Annotated in this window: 16 protein-coding genes; 6 read left to right on the top strand and 10 right to left on the bottom strand. The window is 67.4% G+C overall.

The genetic code is table 11. The features are described from left to right. Window positions 1-112 precede the first annotated feature (112 nt). The 3 genes from METUNV2_RS0115085 to METUNV2_RS0115075 all read left to right on the top strand — a co-directional run bounded on the left by METUNV2_RS0115085 (window position 113) and on the right by METUNV2_RS0115075 (window position 3,848). Window positions 113-1,606, top strand: a complete 1,494-nt coding sequence (locus METUNV2_RS0115085) for a sensor histidine kinase (RefSeq protein WP_018230306.1) — start codon at window positions 113-115, stop codon at window positions 1,604-1,606. Next, window positions 1,603-2,268 (top strand): response regulator, encoded by a 666-nt coding sequence (locus METUNV2_RS0115080; protein ID WP_018230305.1) that lies wholly within the window; start codon window positions 1,603-1,605, stop codon window positions 2,266-2,268. The genes METUNV2_RS0115085 and METUNV2_RS0115080 overlap by 4 nt, the downstream gene beginning before the upstream one ends. Window positions 2,269-2,873: 605 nt before the next feature. Then, complete coding sequence (locus METUNV2_RS0115075) at window positions 2,874-3,848, top strand: IS110 family transposase (protein WP_018230304.1); 975 nt, start codon at window positions 2,874-2,876, stop codon at window positions 3,846-3,848. Between the two features lie 177 nt (window positions 3,849-4,025). Here METUNV2_RS0115075 and uvrA read toward each other — a convergent pair whose 3' ends face one another. Together uvrA and trxC are read right to left on the bottom strand one after the other, a co-directional pair. Then, complete coding sequence (uvrA, locus tag METUNV2_RS0115070) at window positions 4,026-6,866, bottom strand: excinuclease ABC subunit UvrA (RefSeq protein ID WP_018230303.1); 2,841 nt, start codon at window positions 6,864-6,866, stop codon at window positions 4,026-4,028. A 92-nt stretch (window positions 6,867-6,958) separates the two neighbouring features. Continuing rightward, a complete protein-coding gene (gene trxC, locus METUNV2_RS0115065) occupies window positions 6,959-7,384 on the bottom strand; it encodes a thioredoxin TrxC (protein WP_018230302.1) in 426 nt (141 codons plus the stop codon). A 143-nt stretch (window positions 7,385-7,527) separates the two neighbouring features. Between trxC and METUNV2_RS0115060 the strand changes: the two genes are divergently transcribed. From METUNV2_RS0115060 to METUNV2_RS0115050, 3 genes are all read left to right on the top strand, one after another. Then, complete coding sequence (locus tag METUNV2_RS0115060) at window positions 7,528-8,979, top strand: amidase (protein ID WP_018230301.1); 1,452 nt, start codon at window positions 7,528-7,530, stop codon at window positions 8,977-8,979. 156 nt (window positions 8,980-9,135) lie between these two features. After that, entirely contained in the window at window positions 9,136-9,945 is an 810-nt protein-coding gene (locus METUNV2_RS0115055) for a LamG-like jellyroll fold domain-containing protein (protein WP_157281429.1), read from the top strand. An 85-nt stretch (window positions 9,946-10,030) separates the two neighbouring features. After that, entirely contained in the window at window positions 10,031-10,807 is a 777-nt protein-coding gene (locus METUNV2_RS0115050) for a hypothetical protein (RefSeq protein ID WP_018230299.1), read from the top strand. 12 nt (window positions 10,808-10,819) lie between these two features. On the opposite strand, the gene METUNV2_RS0115045 is transcribed toward METUNV2_RS0115050, so the two are convergent. From METUNV2_RS0115045 to METUNV2_RS0115010, 8 genes are all read right to left on the bottom strand, one after another. Further along, on the bottom strand, window positions 10,820-11,242 hold the full coding sequence (locus tag METUNV2_RS0115045; protein WP_018230298.1) for a BLUF domain-containing protein: 423 nt from the start codon (window positions 11,240-11,242) through the stop codon (window positions 10,820-10,822). A 31-nt stretch (window positions 11,243-11,273) separates the two neighbouring features. Further along, a complete protein-coding gene (locus tag METUNV2_RS0115040; protein WP_026188195.1) occupies window positions 11,274-11,714 on the bottom strand; it encodes a hypothetical protein in 441 nt (146 codons plus the stop codon). Beyond that, complete coding sequence (locus METUNV2_RS0115035) at window positions 11,708-12,403, bottom strand: carbonic anhydrase (RefSeq protein WP_018230296.1); 696 nt, start codon at window positions 12,401-12,403, stop codon at window positions 11,708-11,710. The genes METUNV2_RS0115040 and METUNV2_RS0115035 overlap by 7 nt, the downstream gene beginning before the upstream one ends. Before the next feature lie 85 nt (window positions 12,404-12,488). Then, the gene (locus METUNV2_RS0115030; RefSeq protein WP_018230295.1) at window positions 12,489-13,268 is read right to left on the bottom strand and encodes a peptidylprolyl isomerase; all 780 of its coding nucleotides are present in this window, start codon (window positions 13,266-13,268) and stop codon (window positions 12,489-12,491) included. 95 nt (window positions 13,269-13,363) lie between these two features. Further along, window positions 13,364-14,101, bottom strand: coding sequence for a respiratory nitrate reductase subunit gamma (narI, locus tag METUNV2_RS0115025; RefSeq protein ID WP_018230294.1), 738 nt, complete (start codon window positions 14,099-14,101; stop codon window positions 13,364-13,366). Beyond that, the gene (gene narJ, locus METUNV2_RS0115020) at window positions 14,098-14,796 is read right to left on the bottom strand and encodes a nitrate reductase molybdenum cofactor assembly chaperone (RefSeq protein WP_232415685.1); all 699 of its coding nucleotides are present in this window, start codon (window positions 14,794-14,796) and stop codon (window positions 14,098-14,100) included. The genes narI and narJ overlap by 4 nt, the downstream gene beginning before the upstream one ends. Window positions 14,797-14,960: 164 nt before the next feature. Continuing rightward, window positions 14,961-16,484: a nitrate reductase subunit beta gene (gene narH / locus METUNV2_RS0115015; protein ID WP_018230292.1), complete on the bottom strand. Its 1,524-nt coding sequence runs from the start codon at window positions 16,482-16,484 to the stop codon at window positions 14,961-14,963. A gap of 11 nt (window positions 16,485-16,495) precedes the next feature. Continuing rightward, on the bottom strand, window positions 16,496-20,284 hold the full coding sequence (locus METUNV2_RS0115010) for a nitrate reductase subunit alpha (RefSeq protein ID WP_018230291.1): 3,789 nt from the start codon (window positions 20,282-20,284) through the stop codon (window positions 16,496-16,498). Window positions 20,285-20,356 lie beyond the last annotated feature (72 nt).

Below are 20,356 nucleotides of genomic sequence, written 5' to 3'. Positions count from 1 at the left end.
GCATGGATACACCGTAGCGCAGCGCCGGCTGCCGGCACAGTGACAGACGGCATTCCGTCCGACCGGCACAGATCGGGCAAGTTGCCCCGCGTGCGCGGATAGAATCGGGCACATGAAGCGCGGCACCAATCTCAAACTGACCCTCATGGTGCGCATCACGCTGCTCGCGGTGGTGATCGGCGTGCTGGCGTCGGCTGCGCTGATCTGGCGCACCACCACGCGGCTGCAGGCGGAGGCGGTGCGCAATGCCGATCTGGTGTCGCGGCTCATCACCGACCAGATGTCGCGCCAGTTGAGCGGCCTCGAACTGAACATCGGCAAGCCCGACCTGTCGCGCTTTGCCGAGTTTTCCGAAGTGACCCGGCTGTGCGTGCAGTACTTCGATCTCGAAGGCCGGCTGTCGGCCAACAGCTGTACCGCGGACAGCACGCGGCATCACGCCTACGCGCCCGAGTGGTTCCGCGAACTGATCCGCTACATGCTGAACCGGCGCATCGAGCGCGGTGCCGCCATCGAACAGGATGTGGCAGGCGAACCGGGCGTGCGCGTCGGCCGGCGCGTGCTGTGGTACCAGCCCTACGGCGTCGGTCTGGACGTGGGCCGCGCGCCCGGCCTCAAGATGGGCGAAGTGCTGATCCGGGTCGATGCCGACCGCGAGAGCGGCGCGGTGTGGCAGGAAATCCTGCGTCTGCTGGCCGGTGCTGCGGTAGCGGTACTGGCGTTCAACCTGCTCATTTACCTGTCGATCAGCCGTGCGCTGCGGCCGGCGTCGGCGGTGCTGGACGGCCTCGGCAAGCTTGAACGCGGCGATCTCGATGCGCGCCTGCCGGCTTTCGAACTGGCGGAGTTCGACCGCATCGGCTCGGTGTTCAACACGATGGCGGAAAACCTGCAGCAGAAGACGCGCGACCAGCAGCGTCTGGCGCAGATGCTGCTCACGGTGCAGGAGGGCGAGCGGCGCCGGCTGGCGCGCGAACTGCACGACGAATTCGGGCAGAGTCTGGCGTCCATCAGCGCCGAAGCGGCCTGCGTCGTGAACGAAGCCGACCGGCCTGCGCCGCAGCCGGAGGCGCTGCGCGACAGCGGTGAAACGGTGATGCGCACGGTGAGCCGCATGATGGAATCGCTGCACGGCATCCTGCGCCAGCTGCGCCCGGTCGGTCTGGACGAGTACGGCCTGATCGCCGGGCTGGACCGCATGGTGCGCATGTGGGACGCGCAGGCGCGTGGCCGCTGCCGCTACACGCTGGAGGTCGATGGCGATTTCGCCGATCTGCCGGACGACATCGCGATCAACCTCTACCGCATCGTGCAGGAATGTCTGACCAACGCGGCCAAACACTCGGGGGCCACCGCGGTCGAGGTGAGGCTGGAGCGGCGGCCGGCGCGCGACGACATCCGGCTGCGGGTGATCGATGACGGTGTGGTGCGCGGCCCGGTGCTGGCGGTGACGCAGACCGAGTCCGGCGGCTTCGGCCTGATCGGCGTGAATGAACGCGTGGTGGCGCTGGGCGGCCGCGTGCTGCTGTCGGTGCGCGAACCGCAGGGGCTTGTGGTGGATATCGAAGTGCCGTGGCGACTGGGCACGCAGGTGGAGGCGGCATGAACGGGTTTGCACCGCTGGTTGACGCGCCGGTCGGCATCCTGCTGGTGGATGACCACGCGGTGGTACGCGAAGGCTACCGCCGGCTGATCGAACGTCACCCGCCGCTGCACATCGTGGCCGAAGCCGGGTCCGGCGAGGAGGCCTACCGCCTGTACACCGAACTCGCACCGGATCTGGTGGTGATGGACATCACGCTGCCCGGTGCCAGCGGCATACAGACGCTGCAACGCATCCTGGCGCGCGACCGTGATGCGCGGGTGCTGGTGTTCACCATGCACCGCGACGCCACCTTCGTCGAAAAAGCGCTGGAATCCGGCGCGCTCGGCTATGTCACCAAAAGTTCGCCGCCGGATCTGCTGGTGCAGGCGATACGCGCAGTGCACGCGCGCCGGCAGACGCTGAGTCCGGACGTGCAGGAAGAACTGGCGGCGCTGCGCCGTGCCGGCGTTTCGGGTCGCAATGCACTGGCCGCGCTGAGCGCACGCGAATTCGAAATCCTGCGCATGCTGGTCGCCGCCAAGTCGCGTGAGGACATCGCGGACACGCTGCACCTCAGCCTGAAGACCGTGCTCAACATCCACTACCAGATCAAGTCCAAGCTCGGTGTGTCGACCGATATCGAACTCATGCACGCGGCGCGGCAGCTCGGGCTGATCGACTGAGCGCGTCTGCGGGGCGCTGCTCCCACAAGAACCTCGCACAGTCGGTAGCCCGAGACCCGTTGGAGCGGCGCCTCGCCGCGATAGGGCGTCCGATCAGACACTGTCTTCATGCACGGGCCGCAATCGCGGCGAGGGCGCCGCTCCCACAAGAACTTCGCGCAGACGGTGGCCCGAGGCCCGTGGAAGCGGCGCCTCGCCGCGATGGGGCGTCCGATCAGACACTGTCTTCATGCACGGGCCGCAATCGCGGCGGGGGCGCCGCTCCCACAAGAACTTCGCGCAGTCGGTGGGTCGAGACCCGTGGGAGCGGCGCCTCGCCGCGATAGGGCGTCCGATCAGACGCTGTCTTCATGCCCGGGCCGCAATCGCGGCGAGGGCGCCGCTTGTATGTTCATCTACGGCAAGCGTAGTAGTGGACGCTTGTCGGGCGGAGGGACGAGCGCCGCATCTGACGGCAAGCACGTACAGACAGTGGGAGAGATGTCCCGCCTTCACCCCCGAGCACTGATGAGGAATCCTTCGGACCGCGTCTGACCCGGTACCGACCATATCCTGCAAGCCTGTGCCCAGGTGACCCCGACAAGCCCTTCAACCATAGTCCGGAGGTGCTCATCGTGACAAGTCAGACCGAATCCCCCCGCTTTGGCATCGACGTCTCCAAGCGCTGGCTGGACATCGCCGAGTACGGCCGCTCGCCGGTGCTGCACATCGACAACACCGCCCAGGCCATCCGCGGCTGGCTGCGCACCTTGCCCCCGGGCGTCTGCCACATCGCCTGCGAATCCACCGGCACCTACCACCGCGTGCTGGTCGAGCTGCTCATCGGCGCCGGTCATCAGGTCTATCTGATCGACGGCTACACGCTGTCCAGATACCGCGACACGCTGGGCCAGCGCGCCAAGACCGATCGGCACGACGCGGGGCTGATCGCCCGCTATCTCGCCCACGAAGGGGCGCGTCTGCGCCCGTTCTCGCTGCCGCCCCGTGCGGTGACCGAACTGCGCGCCCTGTTGCGCCGTCGCGCCACCCTGGTGCGTTGCCTGGGCCGCATGCGTCAGAGCATGGAGGAGCTGCCCGGCTTCGCCCGCCAGGTGCGGGCCGTCACCGAGCGGATCCAGGCGCTGATCAAACGACTGGAGCAGCGCATCGCCGCGCTGATCGGCACCAGCGGCTGGGGCGACCCGTATCGACGCATCCTGAAAGTTGAAGGCATCGGCACACTCACCGCCGCCGGTCTGTGCGCCACCTTCCACCGCGCCCCATTCGGCCGGGCCGATGCCTTCATCGCCTTCCTCGGCCTGGATGTGACCGTGCGTCAGTCGGGCACCCAGCGCGCACGCGGGGTGCTCAGCAAGAAGGGCGATGCCGAGATGCGCCGACTCCTCTACAACGCCGCCATGGCCGCCAGCCGATCCAGTACCTGGCAGCCCTTCTACCAGCGCATGCTCCAGCGCGGATTCAGCCGCACGCAAGCGCTGGTCGCGCTGGCCAGAAAGCTCGCACGCATCGCCTTCTCGCTAATGAAGAACGCCTCCGACTACGTCCCTCAACAACACGAAAACGCTTGCGCTCAAACATAGAATCTCCCACAAGAACCTCGCACAGTCGGTAGCCCGAGACCCGTTGGAGCGGCGCCTCGCCGCGATGGGGCCTCCGATCAGACGCCTTCTCCATGCCTGGGCCGCAATCGCGGCGAGGGCGCCGCTCCCACGAAATACGCGCGCTGTCCGTGGCCCGGGATCTGTGGGCGCGGCGCCTTACTTCTTCCGCGTCGTCGCCTTGCGCGGCTTCAGTAGCGGCGCGAGGTAGTGGCCGGTGTGCGAGCGCTCGACCGCGGCCACCTGTTCCGGCGTGCCGCTGGCGATGATTTCTCCGCCGCCGGCACCGCCCTCGGGGCCGAGGTCGATGATCCAGTCCGCGGTCTTGATCACGTCGAGGTTGTGCTCGATCACGACGATGGTGTTGCCGGCGTCGCGCAGCCGGTAGAGCACGCCCAGCAGCATGTCCACGTCGTGGAAGTGCAGGCCGGTGGTCGGTTCGTCGAGGATGTAGAGCGTGCGGCCGGTGTCGCGCTTGCTCAGTTCCAGCGCCAGCTTCACCCGCTGCGCCTCGCCGCCGGACAGCGTGGTGGCGCTCTGGCCCAGACCGATGTAGCCGAGGCCGACCTCGACCAGGGTTTCCAGCTTGCGCGCGACGGTGGGCACCGCATCGAAGAACTCGCGCGCCTCGTTCACCGTCATGCCCAGCACTTCGTGGATGGTGCGGCCCTTGTAGCGGATGTCCAGCGTTTCGCGGTTGTAGCGCTTGCCGTTGCACACGTCGCAGGGTACGAACACGTCCGGCAGGAAGTGCATTTCCACCCGCACCAGGCCGTCGCCCTGGCAGGCTTCGCAGCGGCCGCCCTTCACGTTGAATGAGAAGCGGCCGGGGCCGTAGCCGCGCGAGCGCGCTTCCGGCGTGCCGGCGAATAGTTCGCGTATCGGCGTCAGCAGGCCGGTGTAGGTGGCCGGGTTGGAGCGCGGCGTGCGGCCGATCGGCGACTGGTCGACATTGATCACCTTGTCGAACTGTTCCAGCCCCTCGATCGCGTCGTGCGCTGCCGGCAGCGCGGCCGAGCCGTACAGGTGATGGGCGGCCGCGGTGTACAGCGTGTCATTGATCAGCGTGGACTTGCCGGAGCCGGACACGCCGGTCACGCAGGTGATGAGGCCGAGCGGAATCGACGCGTCGGCGCCGCGCAGATTGTTGCCACGCGCGCCGCGCACGTGCAGCCAGGCGTCAGTCGGCTGGGTGCGCTTCTTCGGCACCTCGATCTGTTTGCGGCCGGACAGGTAGGCGCCGGTCAGGCTGTCTTCTGACGCCTCGATGTCGGCCGGCGTGCCCTGGGCGATCACCTGGCCGCCGTGCTGGCCGGCACCCGGGCCCATGTCGACCACGTGGTCGGCCATTTCGATCGCTTCCTGGTCGTGCTCGACCACCACCACCGTATTGCCAAGGTCGCGCAGCGTGTTCAGCGTGCCGAGCAGCCGCGCGTTGTCGCGCTGGTGCAGGCCGATCGACGGCTCGTCGAGCACATACATGACACCGGTCAGGCCGGAGCCGATCTGGCTGGCCAGACGGATGCGCTGGGCCTCGCCGCCGGACAGCGTTTCGGCTGAGCGGTCCAGGCTCAGGTAGTCGAGGCCGACGTCGATCAGGAAACCGAGCCGCGCCGCGATCTCGCGCATGATGCGGGCGGCGATGGCGGCGCGTGCGCCGTCCAGCTCCAGCGCCTCGAAAAGCTGCTGGCAGGCGCGCAGCGGCAGCCCTGCAAGTTGCGGCAGCGTGTGGCCGCCCACCTTCACGTGGCGTGCGTCCGAGCGCAGCCGCGTGCCCTGGCAGTCCGGGCATACCTTGGTATTGCGGTACTTGCCCAGTTCCTCGCGCACCACCACCGAATCGGTTTCGCGGTAGCGCCGCTCAAGGTTGGGCACAACGCCCTCGAAGGTGTGCTCGCGCACCGTGGTGCGGCCGGATTCCGACAGGTAGCGGAAGGGGATGCGGTCCTGGCCGGAGCCGTTCAGCACCGTGTGCTGAAGCTTCGTGTCCAGCTGGTCCCAGGGCGTATCGACGTCGAACTTGTAGAAGGTGGCCAGACTGGCCAGCAGCTGGAAGTAGAACTGGTTGCGCCGGTCCCAGCCGCGGATGGCGCCGGAAGCCAGCGACAGGTGCGGGTGGGCGACGATGCGGGCCGGGTCGAAGAAGGTGACCATGCCCAGGCCGTCGCAGCTGTGGCAGGCGCCGGCCGGGTTGTTGAACGAGAACAGCCGCGGCTCCAGTTCGGCCACGCTGTGGCCGCACACCGGGCAGGCGAAACGGGCGGAAAACAGCTGTTCGGCGCCGCTGTCCATGTCCAGCGCGATGGCCCGGCCTTCCGCCTGCTGCAGCGCGGTTTCGATCGATTCGGCCAGCCGCTGGCGCGCGTCGGCGCGCACTTTAAGGCGGTCGACCACCACGTCGATCGAGTGCTTGATGTTCTTGTCCAGCTTGGGCAGCTGGTCGATGTCCATCAGCTTGCCGTCCAGCCGCACCCGCACGAAGCCGCGCGAGCGCAGGTCGGCGATCAGTTCGGTCTGTTCGCCTTTGCGCTCGCTCACCACCGGCGCAAGGATGGCCACCCGGCTTTCTTCCGGCATGGCGAGCACCGCATCCACCATCTGCGACACGCTCTGCGCGGCCAGCGGCGCGCCGTGTTCCGGGCAGTGCGGCGTGCCGACCCGGGCGAACAGCAGGCGCAGGTAGTCGTGGATTTCGGTCACCGTGCCCACGGTGGAGCGCGGATTGTGGCTGGTGGCCTTCTGTTCGATCGAGATCGCCGGCGACAGGCCCTCGATCAGGTCAACGTCCGGCTTTTCCATCAGCTGCAGGAACTGGCGCGCGTAGGCCGACAGCGACTCGACATAGCGGCGCTGGCCTTCGGCGTACAGCGTGTCGAAGGCGAGCGAGCTCTTGCCTGAGCCGGACAGCCCGGTGATCACCGTCAGGCGGTCACGCGGGATGTCGATGTTTACGTTCTTCAGATTGTGGGTGCGCGCACCGCGGATGCGTATCCAGTCCATGTTCCGGCCGGGGGCAGGGCAAACCGGGTATGAGAACCCATTTCGACGGGAAAGGCGAGCGGCCCGGAGCGCCCGGGGCGTGCGCGGCTGTTTCAGTTGCGCAGGTGCGACCGCACCCAGCGCACGATGTCGGCCGTGCTCATTGCGCCGGCCTGGCGGGCCACTTCCGCGCCGCCCTTGAACAGCATCAGCGTCGGAATGCTGCGGATGCCGAAGCGGGCGGCGGTCTGTCGTGCCGCCTCGGTGTCGACCTTGGCCAGGCGTACCCGCGGCAACTGGCGGGCAGCGGCTTCGAACTGTGGCGCCATCGCGCGGCAGGGGCCGCACCAGGCCGCCCAGAAATCCACCAGCACCGGCAGTTCGGTGCGACCGACGTAGGTGTCGAACTGCACGTCGTCGAGCGCAAAGGGTTCGGCCGCCAGCAGCGGCGTCTTGCAGCGGGCGCACACCGGGGCGTCGTCCAGACGGTCGTCCGGAACGCGATTGGTGGCAGAACAGCGGGGGCAGGCGATGTGCATGGAGGTGTCCGTATCCGGGGTGACGGCCTGTCACCCATATGAGGGTGGGGGCGGCGAAATCCAGACCCACGGCGCCTGCACGTGCGCGGCCTGCCGGGCGCGCCATCTAGAATGCATTCCGTCGTCTTTCACGTCCGTACCCGATGACCGATACCGCCCTTGATGTCGCCGCCCGCATCGCGCGCGGTGAAACGTCGGCTTCCGACGAACTGGAGCGCTGTCTGGCGCGCATCCGCGACCACAACCCGGACATCAACGCCGTGGTGACGCTGGACGAGGCCGGCGCGCGGGCCGCGGCGGACGCAGCCGACCGGCGGCGCGCCGAGGGTGGCGTACTGCCGCCACTGCTGGGCGTGCCGGTCACGGTGAAGGATTCGTTCGAAACCGCCGGCCTGCTCACCACCAGCAGCCATCCGCCGCTGGCGCGGCATGTGCCGGCGCGCGACGCGGCAGTGGTGGCGCGGCTGCGGGCGGCCGGCGCGGTCATCGTGGGCAAGACCAATCTGCCGGAACTGGCCGGTACGCCGCAATGCTGGAGCCCGCTGTTCGGGCCGACGCGCAATCCCTGGGACCTGGCGCTCACGCCCGGCGGCAGTTCCGGCGGCAGTGCAGCGGCGGTGGCGATGGGTTTCTCGTATCTCGATCCGGGCAGTGACATCGGCGGTTCCATCCGCATTCCGGCCGCCTACTGCGGCGTGGCCGGGCTGAAGGCGACCGAGAACCGCATTCCGCGCAGCGGCCATATTCCGCATCTGCCGGGCGGCCGGCGCAGCGTGCGCCACATGCTGTCCTTCGGCGCACTCGCTCCTTCGGTGGCCGATCTGCAGTGCGCGCTCGGTCTGATGGCCGGCCCGGACGATCTGGACACCGAAGTGCCGCGGGTGCCGGTGCAGCCGGTGGTGCTGCCTGCGCGGCCGCTGCGCGTGGCCTGGTGGGACGACTTCGGCGGTCTGCCGCTGTGCCGGCGCACGAAGGCCGGCTTGACCCGCACCGTGGCCGCGCTGGAGGCCGCTGGCTGCGTGGTGGAACGGCGGCAGCCGGAGGGTTTCGACACGCTCAAGGCGTGGCAGGCCTACGGCTGGCTGGCGGGCACCGAGATCGGTCTCGGCATGCCGGCGCTGGCGCGCAGGCTGCTCTCGGTGACCGGGCGCTTCATCAGCCGGGACCAGCCGCTTGCGCATGCCTTCGTGCAGGGGCTGGCGCTGGATGCGCAGCGCTACAACCGTGCGCTGAACATGCGTGACCGCCTCATCCGCGCGCTCGAGCGCTTTCTGGGCGAATGGGATGTGTGGCTGTGCCCGGTCGCCCCGTCGGTCGCCTATCCGCAGACCCGGCTGGTGTGGTGGAAGCGGCCGCCTGACATTGCGGTCGATGACGCGCGCCTGCCCTTTGTCGAAGGGGCCATCGGGCTGGTGACGCCGTTCTCGCTGACCGGGCATCCGGTGGTGGTGCTGCCGGCCGGCGTCGAGGACGGCCTGCCGGTCGGCGTCCAGCTGGTTGGCAGGCGCTGGCAGGACGAGGCGCTGCTGGCCTGCTGCGGGCAGCTGGAGCCGCTGTTCGGTGGCATGCCCAGGCCGCCGCGACGCGGCGTCTGACGCATGCGGGCCGGACAGTGGCCGCCTCTGCATGTCGATCTTTCTGACACTGCCTGCGATGCGCGCACGCATTCCCCCGAATAATCAGTGTCATGTCACTGTGGTACCGATCTTGCTGTGGCCGCTGTCGTCGATATTCACAGAAAGATCTGGATGATGAGCTTCCGCAGAAGTGTGCTGTCCGTCCTGTCCGTCGCCTCGCTGGGCGTGGCGTCCGCCGCGGTCGCGGCCGATCCGCTGCCGGTCGCGACCTGGCGCTTTGACCAGACGCTGGCCGCCGATCAGGCGGGCGTGCCCGCACTGGGCGTGATCGATCCGCTGGGCCTGAGCGGTTTCGTGCAGGACACGGTGTTCGGCGAAACCCGCTGGGTGTGGCGTTTTGACGGCAACAGCACGCCCAGCCAGCAGGCCGGTCTGCTGGTGAACAGCAGCGGGCTGCTGAACGATGACGACGCCTATTCGATCGACATCGTGTTCAAGTTCGAACCGAACACTTCGAGCTGGGAGAACATATTCGGTGTGTCGAACCGGCAGAGCGACAACGCGCTGTACATCGACCCGGACAACCGGCTGGAAGTGTGGCCGAGCGGCGATGGGCCGACCCGCTTCACGGTCGGCGAATATCACCGCGTGACGCTGACCAATCGCGGCAACAGTACGGTGACCGCCTATATGGACGGCATCTTCCAGTTCGACCTCACCACCACCTCGCTGAACTTCAGTGCCTATGCGTCTGCCAACCCGCAGCGCCTCATCCATTTCTTTGCCGACAATGTGGTGGGCGGCGGCCAGGGCGAATTCGCCGATGGCGCGGTGGCGTCGATACGCCTGTACGACGTCGAGCTGAATGCGGATCAGGTCGGCGGTCTGCCGCCGCTGCCCGCGGTGCCGGAGCCGGCATCCGCGCTGATGATGCTGGCCGGCGCGGCCGTGGTGGCCGGGGCCGCACGCCGCCGTCGCCTGTAAGCGGCGTCGACACCCCTGTCCGCGGGGTACAAGGGCGGCGCGCCGGGACTTACCTTCGGGTCATCACTCACCGATGGAGGTTCCGATGCGCGCTCTTGTCCTGACCGGTCTGCTGGCAGCCCTGCCGGTTCACGCGGAAACCCTGATCGACCTGACGCCGGAGGGCGTCACTGCGCCGAATCACGTGCGCTATCGCGCGCAGTGCTGCGTGGTGTCGGACCGCCCGGATTTCACGCCGCCGATCTCGGGCAGCATGGGCGTGACCTTCAGGCCTTCAGGCGGTGACCTGTGGCTGGAGGACTTCAGCCTCTTCCTGCGCCAGCGCACCGACATCACCGGCCAGCTGAGTGGCTATACCAACAGCGGCGGCACGATGAACTTCCGCGCCTTCATCGGCACCTGGGGCTACCGGGCCGGCCTGCCCGCAGGCTCGTCCGGCGATCTGATCGAGCTGCTGTGGAGCAGTGCGGTCACCACCACCGCACACAACGGTGACATCCAGAAATTCACCTTCGAGCCGGGCCTGCAGCTCGCGGCCAACCAGTGGTATTTCGCCTTCATCAGCCCGGAAGGCCTGCCGCTGCAGCCGCTGCGTACCTATGAAATGCCGGTTTCGTATGACGGCAATCCGGCGGTCACCACCTCGCCCAATCTGTGGATGTACACCTCGCCGAACGACTTCAATACCTTGCTGACCGGCAACTGGACCGCGGGCTGGGGACCGGCCTGGTTCGAAGCCACGCTGCAGGCGGGACCGCCCGCGGTGATGCCTACCGTGCCCGAGGCCGATGGCCGGGCCATGCTGCTGGTGGGTCTGGGCGTGCTGGCGGTGATGTCGCGCCGACGTCTGGCGCGCGCCTGAGGCTGCTTGCGTTCAGCGCATGTTGCGGCTGAACAGTGCCAGCATTTCGCGCGCCAGCCCAGGGCGCGCGCTCAGTATGTGCTGGTCGAATCCGCCCCGGAAAAGCGCATGCGAAGCACCAGGTGGCGACATGTCTTCCGGCCGCAGGCCGCGCACGCCCATGCTCCACCGGCCGAATTCCCGGCTGCTCACCGTTTCCTGCGACAGTTCGATCAACCCCTTGTGGCGGGGGTCTTCGCAGATGCGCGCGTAGCGCGCCTGCAGCACGCCGGCTTCGCCCTCGATCACCTGCAGCACGTTGCCTGCCGAGTGCAGCAGCATGCCGGTGATGTCATCGCGAGCATTGTTGCGCACGCTGGTTTCCAGGATGGCGGACAGCACGGCGGCGCCGTCGGTCACCAGCGTGCTGGTGTAGATGATCTGCAGCAGGGACATCGGAGGCGGAAGAAAGCCGAGAGGCGGTGTATCAGTGACGGTCGTCCGCCTGTGCGGAGAAAGGGCGGATGTGGCGGAAGCCCGCTGGCGCGTGCGACACCACCGAAGAGGCGATCAGCAGCAGCCAGAACAGGCCGGCCGACGACTGCGGCAGCACGATCATGGCGGCAACGCCGACCAGCTTGAGCGGGATGAACAGGCCGGCCAGTTCAACCGCGTGGCGCGGCTTGCTCCATACCTCCAGCCCGTACATGCCCAGACCGGTGGCCAGCATGAGCAGCGCGGCCGCGCGCCGGTATTCGTCGTGACCGGTCAGCAGTGCGCTGCCCACCAGTACCACGCCCACCAGATGCAGCGAGCGCAGCGTGACCATGGCCCAGCGCCGGCCGCGGAAATCGCGGCGGTTGGGCGAGGTGTCGAGGGTGGAGGCGTGCCGGTCGTGCGCGTGCATCGCTGCAGTATGGCTCACCATGCGTCGATCGGGCTCGGTTCGTCGCCGGCAAAGGGCAGGAAGGGGCCGGTGCCGCTGTGTTCGGCGCTGGAGGCGGGCACGAAGGCGCCGCGATGTACGTCGAACACGTGCACTTCGCCGTCCTCGATCACGTAGTGCCAGCCGTGCAGCGCGATGCGGCCGGCGTCCACGCCGGTGCGCACCATCGGGTAATCCATCAGCCGCTCCAGCTGCAGCACGACTGCGCGCTGTTCGGTGCGGCGCAGTGCCTCGTCGGTGAGCTGCACCGGCAGCACCGCCTCGCGGCCGAGGTCCAGCCAGGCATTCAGATTGGGCGCCTCCGCGCTCACGCCTTCGTACAGCGCGCGCACGCCGCCGCAGTGGCTGTGGCCGCACACCACGATGTGAGCCACTTTCAGATTCAGCACCGCGTACTCGATGGCGGCCGAGGTGCCGTGAAAGCCTGCCAGCTGGCCCTGCCGGGTGCTGCCGTCATAGGGCGGCACGAAGGCACCGACATTGCGCACGATGAACAGCTCGCCCGGGCCGGTGCCGGTCAGCAGATAGGGCACCAGCCGGGAGTCGGAACAGCCGATGAACAGGATGGTCGGGTGCTGGCCGTCGCGCACCAGGTGCTGGAAGCGGTCCTGTACGCCGGGAAACGTGTGGTCGTGGAAGCGGCGCAGCCGGGTCAGCAGTTCGTCGGGCATGGTGAATTCCGCTCAGGCGGGGCAGGTCAGCGCAGCGGCGCCCGCACGGGGACTGAAGGGGCGCGCTGCATGACTCATCGCGTGCTCACTGCACCAGCGGCGTGTCGGCCATGTCCATATCCACGCCTTCAAGCCGGGCCTGACCGGCCAGCAGCGCCACGTACTGGCGCAGCGCGGTGGCGAAGCTCTGCTGGCGCAGCGATGCGGCCACCGTGCCCCGCACCTCGTCGAAAGGCTGCACCGTGCCGGCTTCGCGCTCCTGCACGTCGATCACGTGGAAGCCGAAGCGGCTGTGCACCAGACGCGGCAGCACGCCGATGTCCGGCTGGCCGAAGATGGCGCGGGCGAATTCCGGCACCACCTCTTCCGGCGCCAGCCAGCCGAGGTCGCCACCGCGTTCGCTGCTCGGGCAGTTGGAGCACTGGCGGGCGGCTTCAGGGAAGGGGTCTTCGCCGTCGGCGTGCGCGCGCACCTCGATCAGCACCGCTTCGGCGCGGCTGCGCAGCGCGTTCACGTCAACGCCCTGGGTGACCGCGAACAGGATGTGGCGCATGCGCGCGCGCTGGCCCACGGTGTAGCGGCCGATATGGGCGGCATGATGGCGTCGGCAGGCCTCTTCCGACGGCTCCGGCACCTGCACCGCCTGGCCGATCAGCGTGTCGATGGCGACCGCGGCCTCTTCCGAAATCAGACCGTCGGCCGACTGGGTGTCGTCCGCCGACAGCAGGCCGGCCTTCTGGGCGGCCTGGCGCAGCAGTTCGGTGCAGGCGCGGTTGCGCAGCTCGTCCGGCGGCAGGTCTTCGTCGGCGCCGCTGATCGCGATGCCGTTGACCCGGGCGATGCGGCTGTCTTGCGTGGACTGCATGGTGTCTCCTCGTGGTGTCCGTTCTGTCGTGGGCGGCCGCACGGGCCGCTGCACGACTGTCTACCAGATATGCCGTGCCCGCGGCATGCGCGTGGTCAGATGCCGGCGCCCGGCTGGCGCGGCTGGTTGTGGCCGGCCGGCAGGTTGAGCCGGCGTGCGCGCACCACCTGATACGGCCGGAACACGTAGAACACCGACGCGAAGCCGCTCCATACATGCACCAGACGGGTGAATGGGAACACCAGGAAAATGCTCATGCCGAGGAACATGTGGGTCTTGAACACCCAGCCGGCTTCGGCCAGCAGTTCCGGTGCGCCGGCGCGGAAAGTGACGATGCGCTGCGCCCATTCGGCCAGCCGCAGCATCATGCCGCCGTCCAGATGCTGTGCCGACAGCGGGATGGTGGCCAGACCCAGCAGCAGCTGCACCCACAGCAGCAGCGCGATCACGATGTCGCTGGTTTTCGAGGTGGCGCGGATGCGCGGCTCGGTCAGCCGGCGATGCAGCAGCAGCGTGAGGCCGATGAAGCCCAGCGTGCCCGCGATGCCGCCGCTCACCATGGCCACCAGCTGCTTGGCACCGGCGCCGATGAAGTGCTCATAGACGAAGTGCGGCGTCAGCATGCCGAAGAAGTGCCCGAAGAACAGGAAGAGCACGCCGATGTGGAACAGGTTGCTGCCCAGGCGCAGCTGGCCGCGGCGCAGCAGCTGCGACGAGTCGCTCTTCCAGGTGTACTGGTCGCGATCGAAGCGCAGCAGGCTGCCGATGAAGAACACCGCGAGGCAGATGTAGGGGTAGTAGCCGAACAGCAGGTTGTCGAGCCAGGACGTCATGATTGCGCTCCTTGGGTGACCGGGGTCTTGCGAACGATGTGGACGGGGCGGGTGACCGGCTGGGGCGTGCCCGGGCGCGCCTGGCCCTGGGTCGAACAGCCGCCGAAGGCTTCCGGCTCGGCCCAGCTGTCGTCCAGCGCCTCGTCGTCGGCGATCTTCACCGCCTGTGCGCGCTCGCCGGCCAGTTCGATCAGTGCGCCGATCACGCTGGCGTAGCGGCTTTCACGCTTGACCAGCGCGGTGAACAGCGCGTTCAGGATGTGGGTCATTTCCGCCAGGAAGGCGCGCGCCTCCTTCGGCGGCTGGGTGGAGGCGAATTCCAGCACCACCGGCAGGTAGTCCGGCAGTTCGGCCGGGCCCAGGTGCAGACCCGCCTTTTCGTAGGTCTGCGCCAGATCGATCATGGCCGGGCCGCGGTCGCGCGAATCGCCATGCACATGCTCGAACAGGTGCAGCGAGGTCGAGCGGCCGCGGTCGAACAGTTCGACATAGGCCGCCTCGGCCTCGATGGCGTCCTGCCGCTGCAGCAGATCGATCAGCGCATCCAGTTCCGCCAGCCGTGACGCCGACAGCGCCGCCTCGTCGCGCACCGCCTGCGCGATCTGCGGCAGCAGCCCGCGCAGGCCGGCGTCCGGATAGCCGATCAGCAGCGCGCAGGCGCGCAGCGTGTGGGTCATCTTCGGTGGACTAAACACTGAGAGGGTCCTCATGAACGAGTTGGGGAGGACATGCGCACGGTCCGCCAAGCGAAGGGCAATCGGCGCCTGCAGATGGGAACGCGCTGCCCGCCGGGCCGCCCCAAGGGCGAGCGCAGCCCCCTTGGGGGGCAGCGAACGCAGTGAGCGTGGGGGTTCTCATCTCAGACCACCGCCTTGATGGGAATGGTGCGGCGCTTGCTGCCACCGAACAGGCTGGTGTCCGAACTGCCTTCCGAACAGCCGTTGCCGAAGGAGAAGCCGCAGCCGCCGCGCACGTCGAAGGCGTTCTCGGCGTATTCGCGGTGGGTGGTCGGAATGACGAAGCGGTCCTCGTAATTGGCGATGGCCATCACGTGGTACATGTCTTCCACCTCGGCCTGGCTGAGACCGACCTGCTTCAGCGCGGCCACATCGATGCGGTTATCGACATGCTTGGTGCGCTGGTAGGCGCGCATGGCCAGCATGCGTTCGAGCGACCGCACCACCGGCTGGGTGTCGCCGGCGGTGAGCAGATTGGCCAGGTACTTCACCGGGATGCGCAGCTGGTTCACGTCCGGAATTTCGCCATTGCTGCCGATCTGGCCGGCGTTGGCGGCGGCGGTGATCGGCGACAGCGGCGGCACGTACCACACCATCGGCAGCGTGCGGTATTCCGGGTGCAGCGGCAGTGCCACCTTCCACTCCACCGCCATCTTGTACACCGGGCTGCGGCGGGCGGCTTCCATCCACGAATCGGGGATGCCGTCGGCGCGCGCCTGTTCGATCACGTCCGGATCGTTCGGGTCGAGGAAGATGTCGAGCTGCGCCTGGTAGAGGTCGCGGTCGTGTTCGACCGAAGCCGCTTCCTGGATGCGGTCGGCGTCATACAGCAGCACGCCGAGGTAGCGGATGCGGCCGACGCAGGTTTCCGAGCACACGGTGGGCTGACCGGCCTCGATGCGCGGATAGCAGAAAATGCACTTCTCTGCCTTGCCGCTCTGCCAGTTGTAGTAGATCTTCTTGTACGGGCAGCCGGACACGCACATGCGCCAGCCGCGGCACTTGTCCTGGTCGATCAGCACGATGCCGTCTTCCTCGCGCTTGTAGATCGAGCCGGACGGGCAGCTGGCGACGCAGGCCGGGTTCAGGCAGTGTTCGCACAGCCGCGGCAGGTACATCATGAAGGTGTTCTCGAACTGGCCGTAGATGTCCTTCTGCACCTCGTCGAAGTTCTTGTCCTTCGAGCGCTTCGAGAATTCGCCGCCGAGAATCTCTTCCCAGTTCGGACCCCACTCGATCTTTTCCATGCGCTGACCGGTGATCAGGCTGCGCGGCCGTGCGGTCGGCGTCGCCTTCATTTCCGGCGCCGACTGCAGGTGGTCGTAGTCGAAGGTGAAGGGTTCGTAGTAGTCGTCGATTTCCGGCAGGTGCGGGTTGGCGAAGATTTTCATCAGCAGCTGCCACTTGCCGCCCTGGCGCGGCACGATGGAGCCGTCGGCACGGCGCATCCAGCCGCCCTGCCACTTGTCCTGGTTTTCCCATTCCTTCGGGTAGCCGATGCCGGGCTTGGTTTCGACGTTGTTGAACCAGGCGTATTCCATGCCCGGGCGGCTGGTCCACACGTTCTTGCAGGTGACCGAGCAGGTGTGGCAGCCGATGCACTTGTCGAGATTGAGCACCATGCCGATCTGTGCGCGTATTTTCATGTCATCTCTCCTTACGCGTGGGCGGTGTCGGTGGCAGCTTCGCCGTCGAGCCAGTCGACCCGCTTCATCTTGCGCACCACCACGAATTCGTCGCGATTGGTGCCGATGGTTCCGTAGTAGTTGAAGCCGTACGAAAGCTGCGCGTAGCCGCCGATCATGTGGGTGGGCTTGAGCACGATGCGGGTGACCGAGTTGTGGATGCCGCCGCGTGCGCCGGTGATTTCCGAGCCCGGTGTGTTGATGATCTTTTCCTGTGCGTGGTACATGAGCACCATGCCCGGGTTCACCCGCTGGCTCACCACCGCGCGGGCGGTGATCGCGCCATTCACGTTGAACAGTTCCACCCAGTCGTTATCGACGATGCCCGCCTTCTTCGCGTCGTCCTCCGACAGCCAGATCACCGGGCCGCCGCGGTTCAGCGTCAGCATGTGCAGGTTGTCGCTGTAGGTGGAGTGGATGCCCCACTTCTGGTGCGGCGTGATGAAGTTGAGCTGGATCTCCGGATTGCCGTTCGGCTTGATGCCGGCGATCTCGCCGGTGGTCTTCAGGTCGACCGGCGGCCGGTAGCTCACGAAGCCTTCACCGAAGGCGCGCATCCACGGGTGGTCCTGATAGAACTGCTGGCGGCCGGTCAGCGTGCGCCATGGGATCAGTTCATGCACGTTGGTGTAACCGGCGTTGTACGACACCTTCTCGCTTTCCAGACCGGACCAGGTCGGCGACGAAATGATCTTGCGCGGCTGCGCCTGGATGTCGCGGAAGCGGATCTTCTCGTCTTCGCGGTAGATGGCCAGATGCTCGTGTTCGCGGCCGGTCTGCTTGCCCAGCGCCTTCCACGCCTTGACCGCGACCTGACCGTTGGTTTCCGGCGCCAGCATCATCACCACTTCGCAGGCGTCGATGTCGCTGTCGATGCGCGGCATGCCCTTGGTCACGCCCTCTTCGGTCACCAGGCCGTTCAGTTCGCCGAGCTGGCGCACCTCGTCCTGGGTGTTCCAGGCGATGCCCTTGCCACCGTTACCCACCTTGCTCATCAGCGGTCCGACCGCGGTGAAACGCTTGTAGACATTCGGGTAGTCGCGTTCGACCACCGTCATCTGTGGCGCGGTCTTGCCCGGGATGAGGTCGCACTCGCCGCGCTTCCAGTCGGCGACGCCGAAGGGCTGGGCCAGTTCGGCCGGGCTGTCGTGCATCAGCGGGGTCAGCACCAGCTCGCGTTCCACGCCGAGATGGCCGACGCACACCTCGCTGAACTTCTTCGCGAAGCCCTTGTAGATGTCCCAGTCGCTGCGCGACTGCCAGGCCGGGTCGACCGCGGTCGACAGCGGATGGATGAAGGGGTGCATGTCGCTGGTGTTGAGATCGTTCTTCTCGTACCAGGTGGCGGTCGGCAGCACGATGTCGGAATACAGGCAGGTGGTGCTCATGCGGAAGTCGAGCGTCACCAGCAGGTCGAGCTTGCCTTCCGGCGCGTGCTCGTGCCAGCGCACTTCGGCCGGCTTCGCGTCATCCACGCCCAGATCCTTGCCCTGCACGCCGTTGCTGGTGCCCAGCAGGTGCTTCAGGAAGTACTCGTGGCCCTTGCCGCTGGAACCGAGGATGTTGGAGCGCCACACGAACATGTTGCGCGGCCAGTTCTGCGGCGCGTCCGGGTCTTCGCAGCTCAGTTCGAGCGTACCGTTCTTGAGGGCGCCGACCGCATAGTCCTTCGGATCGACACCGGCGGCGCTGGCGTCACGGACCACCTGCAGCGGATTGGTCTTCAGCTGCGGCGCGCTGGGCAGCCAGCCCATGCGCTCGGCGCGCACGTTGTAGTCGATCATGCTGCCCTGCCACTGCGCGGGGTCGGCCAGCGGCGACAGCACTTCCTCGACGCCCAGTTTCTCGTAGCGCCACTGGTCGGTGTGCGCGTAGAAGAAGCTGGTCGAGTTCTGCTGGCGCGGCGGGCGTATCCAGTCGAGCGCGAAGGCGAGCGCGGTCCAGCCGGTCTGCGGACGCAGCTTCTCCTGACCCACGTAGTGCGCCCAGCCGCCGCCGCTCTGGCCGATGCAGCCGCACATCATCAGCATGTTGATGATGCCGCGGTAGTTCATGTCGCAGTGGTACCAGTGGTTCATCGCCGCGCCGATGATGACCATGGACTTGCCACGGGTCTTGTCGGCGTTGTCGGCGAACTGGCGGGCGACCGTGATCACCTGGTCGCGCGGCACGCCGGTGATGCGCTCCTGCCAGGCGGGCGTGTAGGGCGTGTCGTCGTCGTAGCCGGTCGCGCCGCTGTCATCAGGCAGGTTGCGGCTGACACCGTAGTTGGCCACCTGCAGGTCGAACACGGTGGCGACCAGGGTGTCGCGCTTGTCGCCGGCCTTGCCGAGCGCGATGCGCTGCACCGGCACCGTGCGCAGCAGCACGTCGCCGCCGGCCTGCGGGCTGTTCGGGAAATGTTCGTGTTCGGTGCCGCCGAAGTAGGGGAAGGCCACCTGCACGTACTCGACCGGTGCGTTGTCGCCTTCCAGCGCCGACAGCTTGAGCTTCACCTCGCCGCCGTGGCGCGCTTCCTTCGCTTCCAGATTCCACTGGCCGGCGTCGGCGCGGCCGTCCGGGCCCCAGCGGAAGCCGATGGCGCCATTCGGCAGCACCACGCGGCCACCTTCGTCGTAGGCGACCGTCTTCCATTCCGGATTGTTGGCCTGGCCCAGCTTGCCGTTGAAGTCGCTGGCGCGCACATAGCGGTCGGGTACCAGCACGGTGCGGCCGTCCGGCAGCGTGTGTTCCTTCAGCTGCACCAGCATCGGCAGATCGGTGTAGCGGCGCGCGTAGTCGTCGAAGTACTCGCTGCGGTGCTTGAAGTAGAACTCGTTGAGGATGACGTGGCCCATGGCCATGGCCAGCGCCGCGTCAGTGCCCTGCTTGGGGTGCAGCCAGAGGTCGGCCAGCTTGCTGATTTCGGCGTAGTCCGGCGTGACCGCGACCGTCTTCGCGCCCTTGTAGCGGACCTCGGTGAAGAAGTGCGCGTCCGGCGTGCGCGTCTGCGGCACGTTGGAGCCCCAGGCGATGAGGTAGGTCGAGTTGTACCAGTCGGCCGATTCCGGCACGTCGGTCTGTTCGCCCCAGATCTGCGGGCTGGCCGGCGGCAGGTCGCAGTACCAGTCGTAGAAGCTCATGCATACGCCGCCGATCAGGCTGAGGTAACGGCTGCCTGCGGCATAGCTCACCATGGACATGGCGGGAATCGGCGAGAAGCCGATGATGCGGTCCGGGCCGTGCTTCTTGATGGTGTAGACGTTGGCCGCAGCGACCAGCTCGTTCACTTCGTCCCAGCTCGAACGCACGAAGCCGCCGAGGCCGCGCACCTGCTGGTAGTCGCGGCGCTTGGCGTCGTTCTCGACGATGGACGCCCAGGCCTCGACCGGGCCGTGCTTCAGCCGTGCTTCGCGCCAGGTCTTGAGCAGGCGGCCGCGCACCATCGGGTACTTCACGCGGTTGGCGCTGTACAGGTACCAGCTGTAGCTGGCACCGCGCGCACAGCCGCGCGGCTCGTGGTTGGGCATGTCCCAGCGGGTGCGCGGGTAGTCGGTCTGCTGGGTTTCCCAGGTGACGATGCCGCCCTTGACGTAGATCTTCCACGAGCATGAGCCCGTGCAGTTCACGCCGTGGGTGGAGCGCACGATCTTGTCGTGCGCCCAGCGGTCGCGGTAGGCGTCTTCCCAGCTGCGGTCTTCGCCGGTGGCGATGCCGTGCTCGCCCGAGAAGCTTTCCTTCGGGGCTGAGAAGTGGGTCAGTCGGTCGAGAAAGTGGCTCATATGTACTCTCCGGGATGAGTCTTTCGATGGATGTGTCGGTGTGCGTGTCCAGGGCCCGGACCGGTACCGCCT

Source organism: Methyloversatilis universalis EHg5 (genome assembly GCF_000378945.1).
Classification (GTDB): Bacteria; Pseudomonadota; Gammaproteobacteria; order Burkholderiales; family Rhodocyclaceae; genus Methyloversatilis; species Methyloversatilis universalis_A.
The sequence above is the reverse complement of the archived record's forward strand: the minus strand, read 5'-3'. Positions and strand labels throughout refer to the sequence as shown.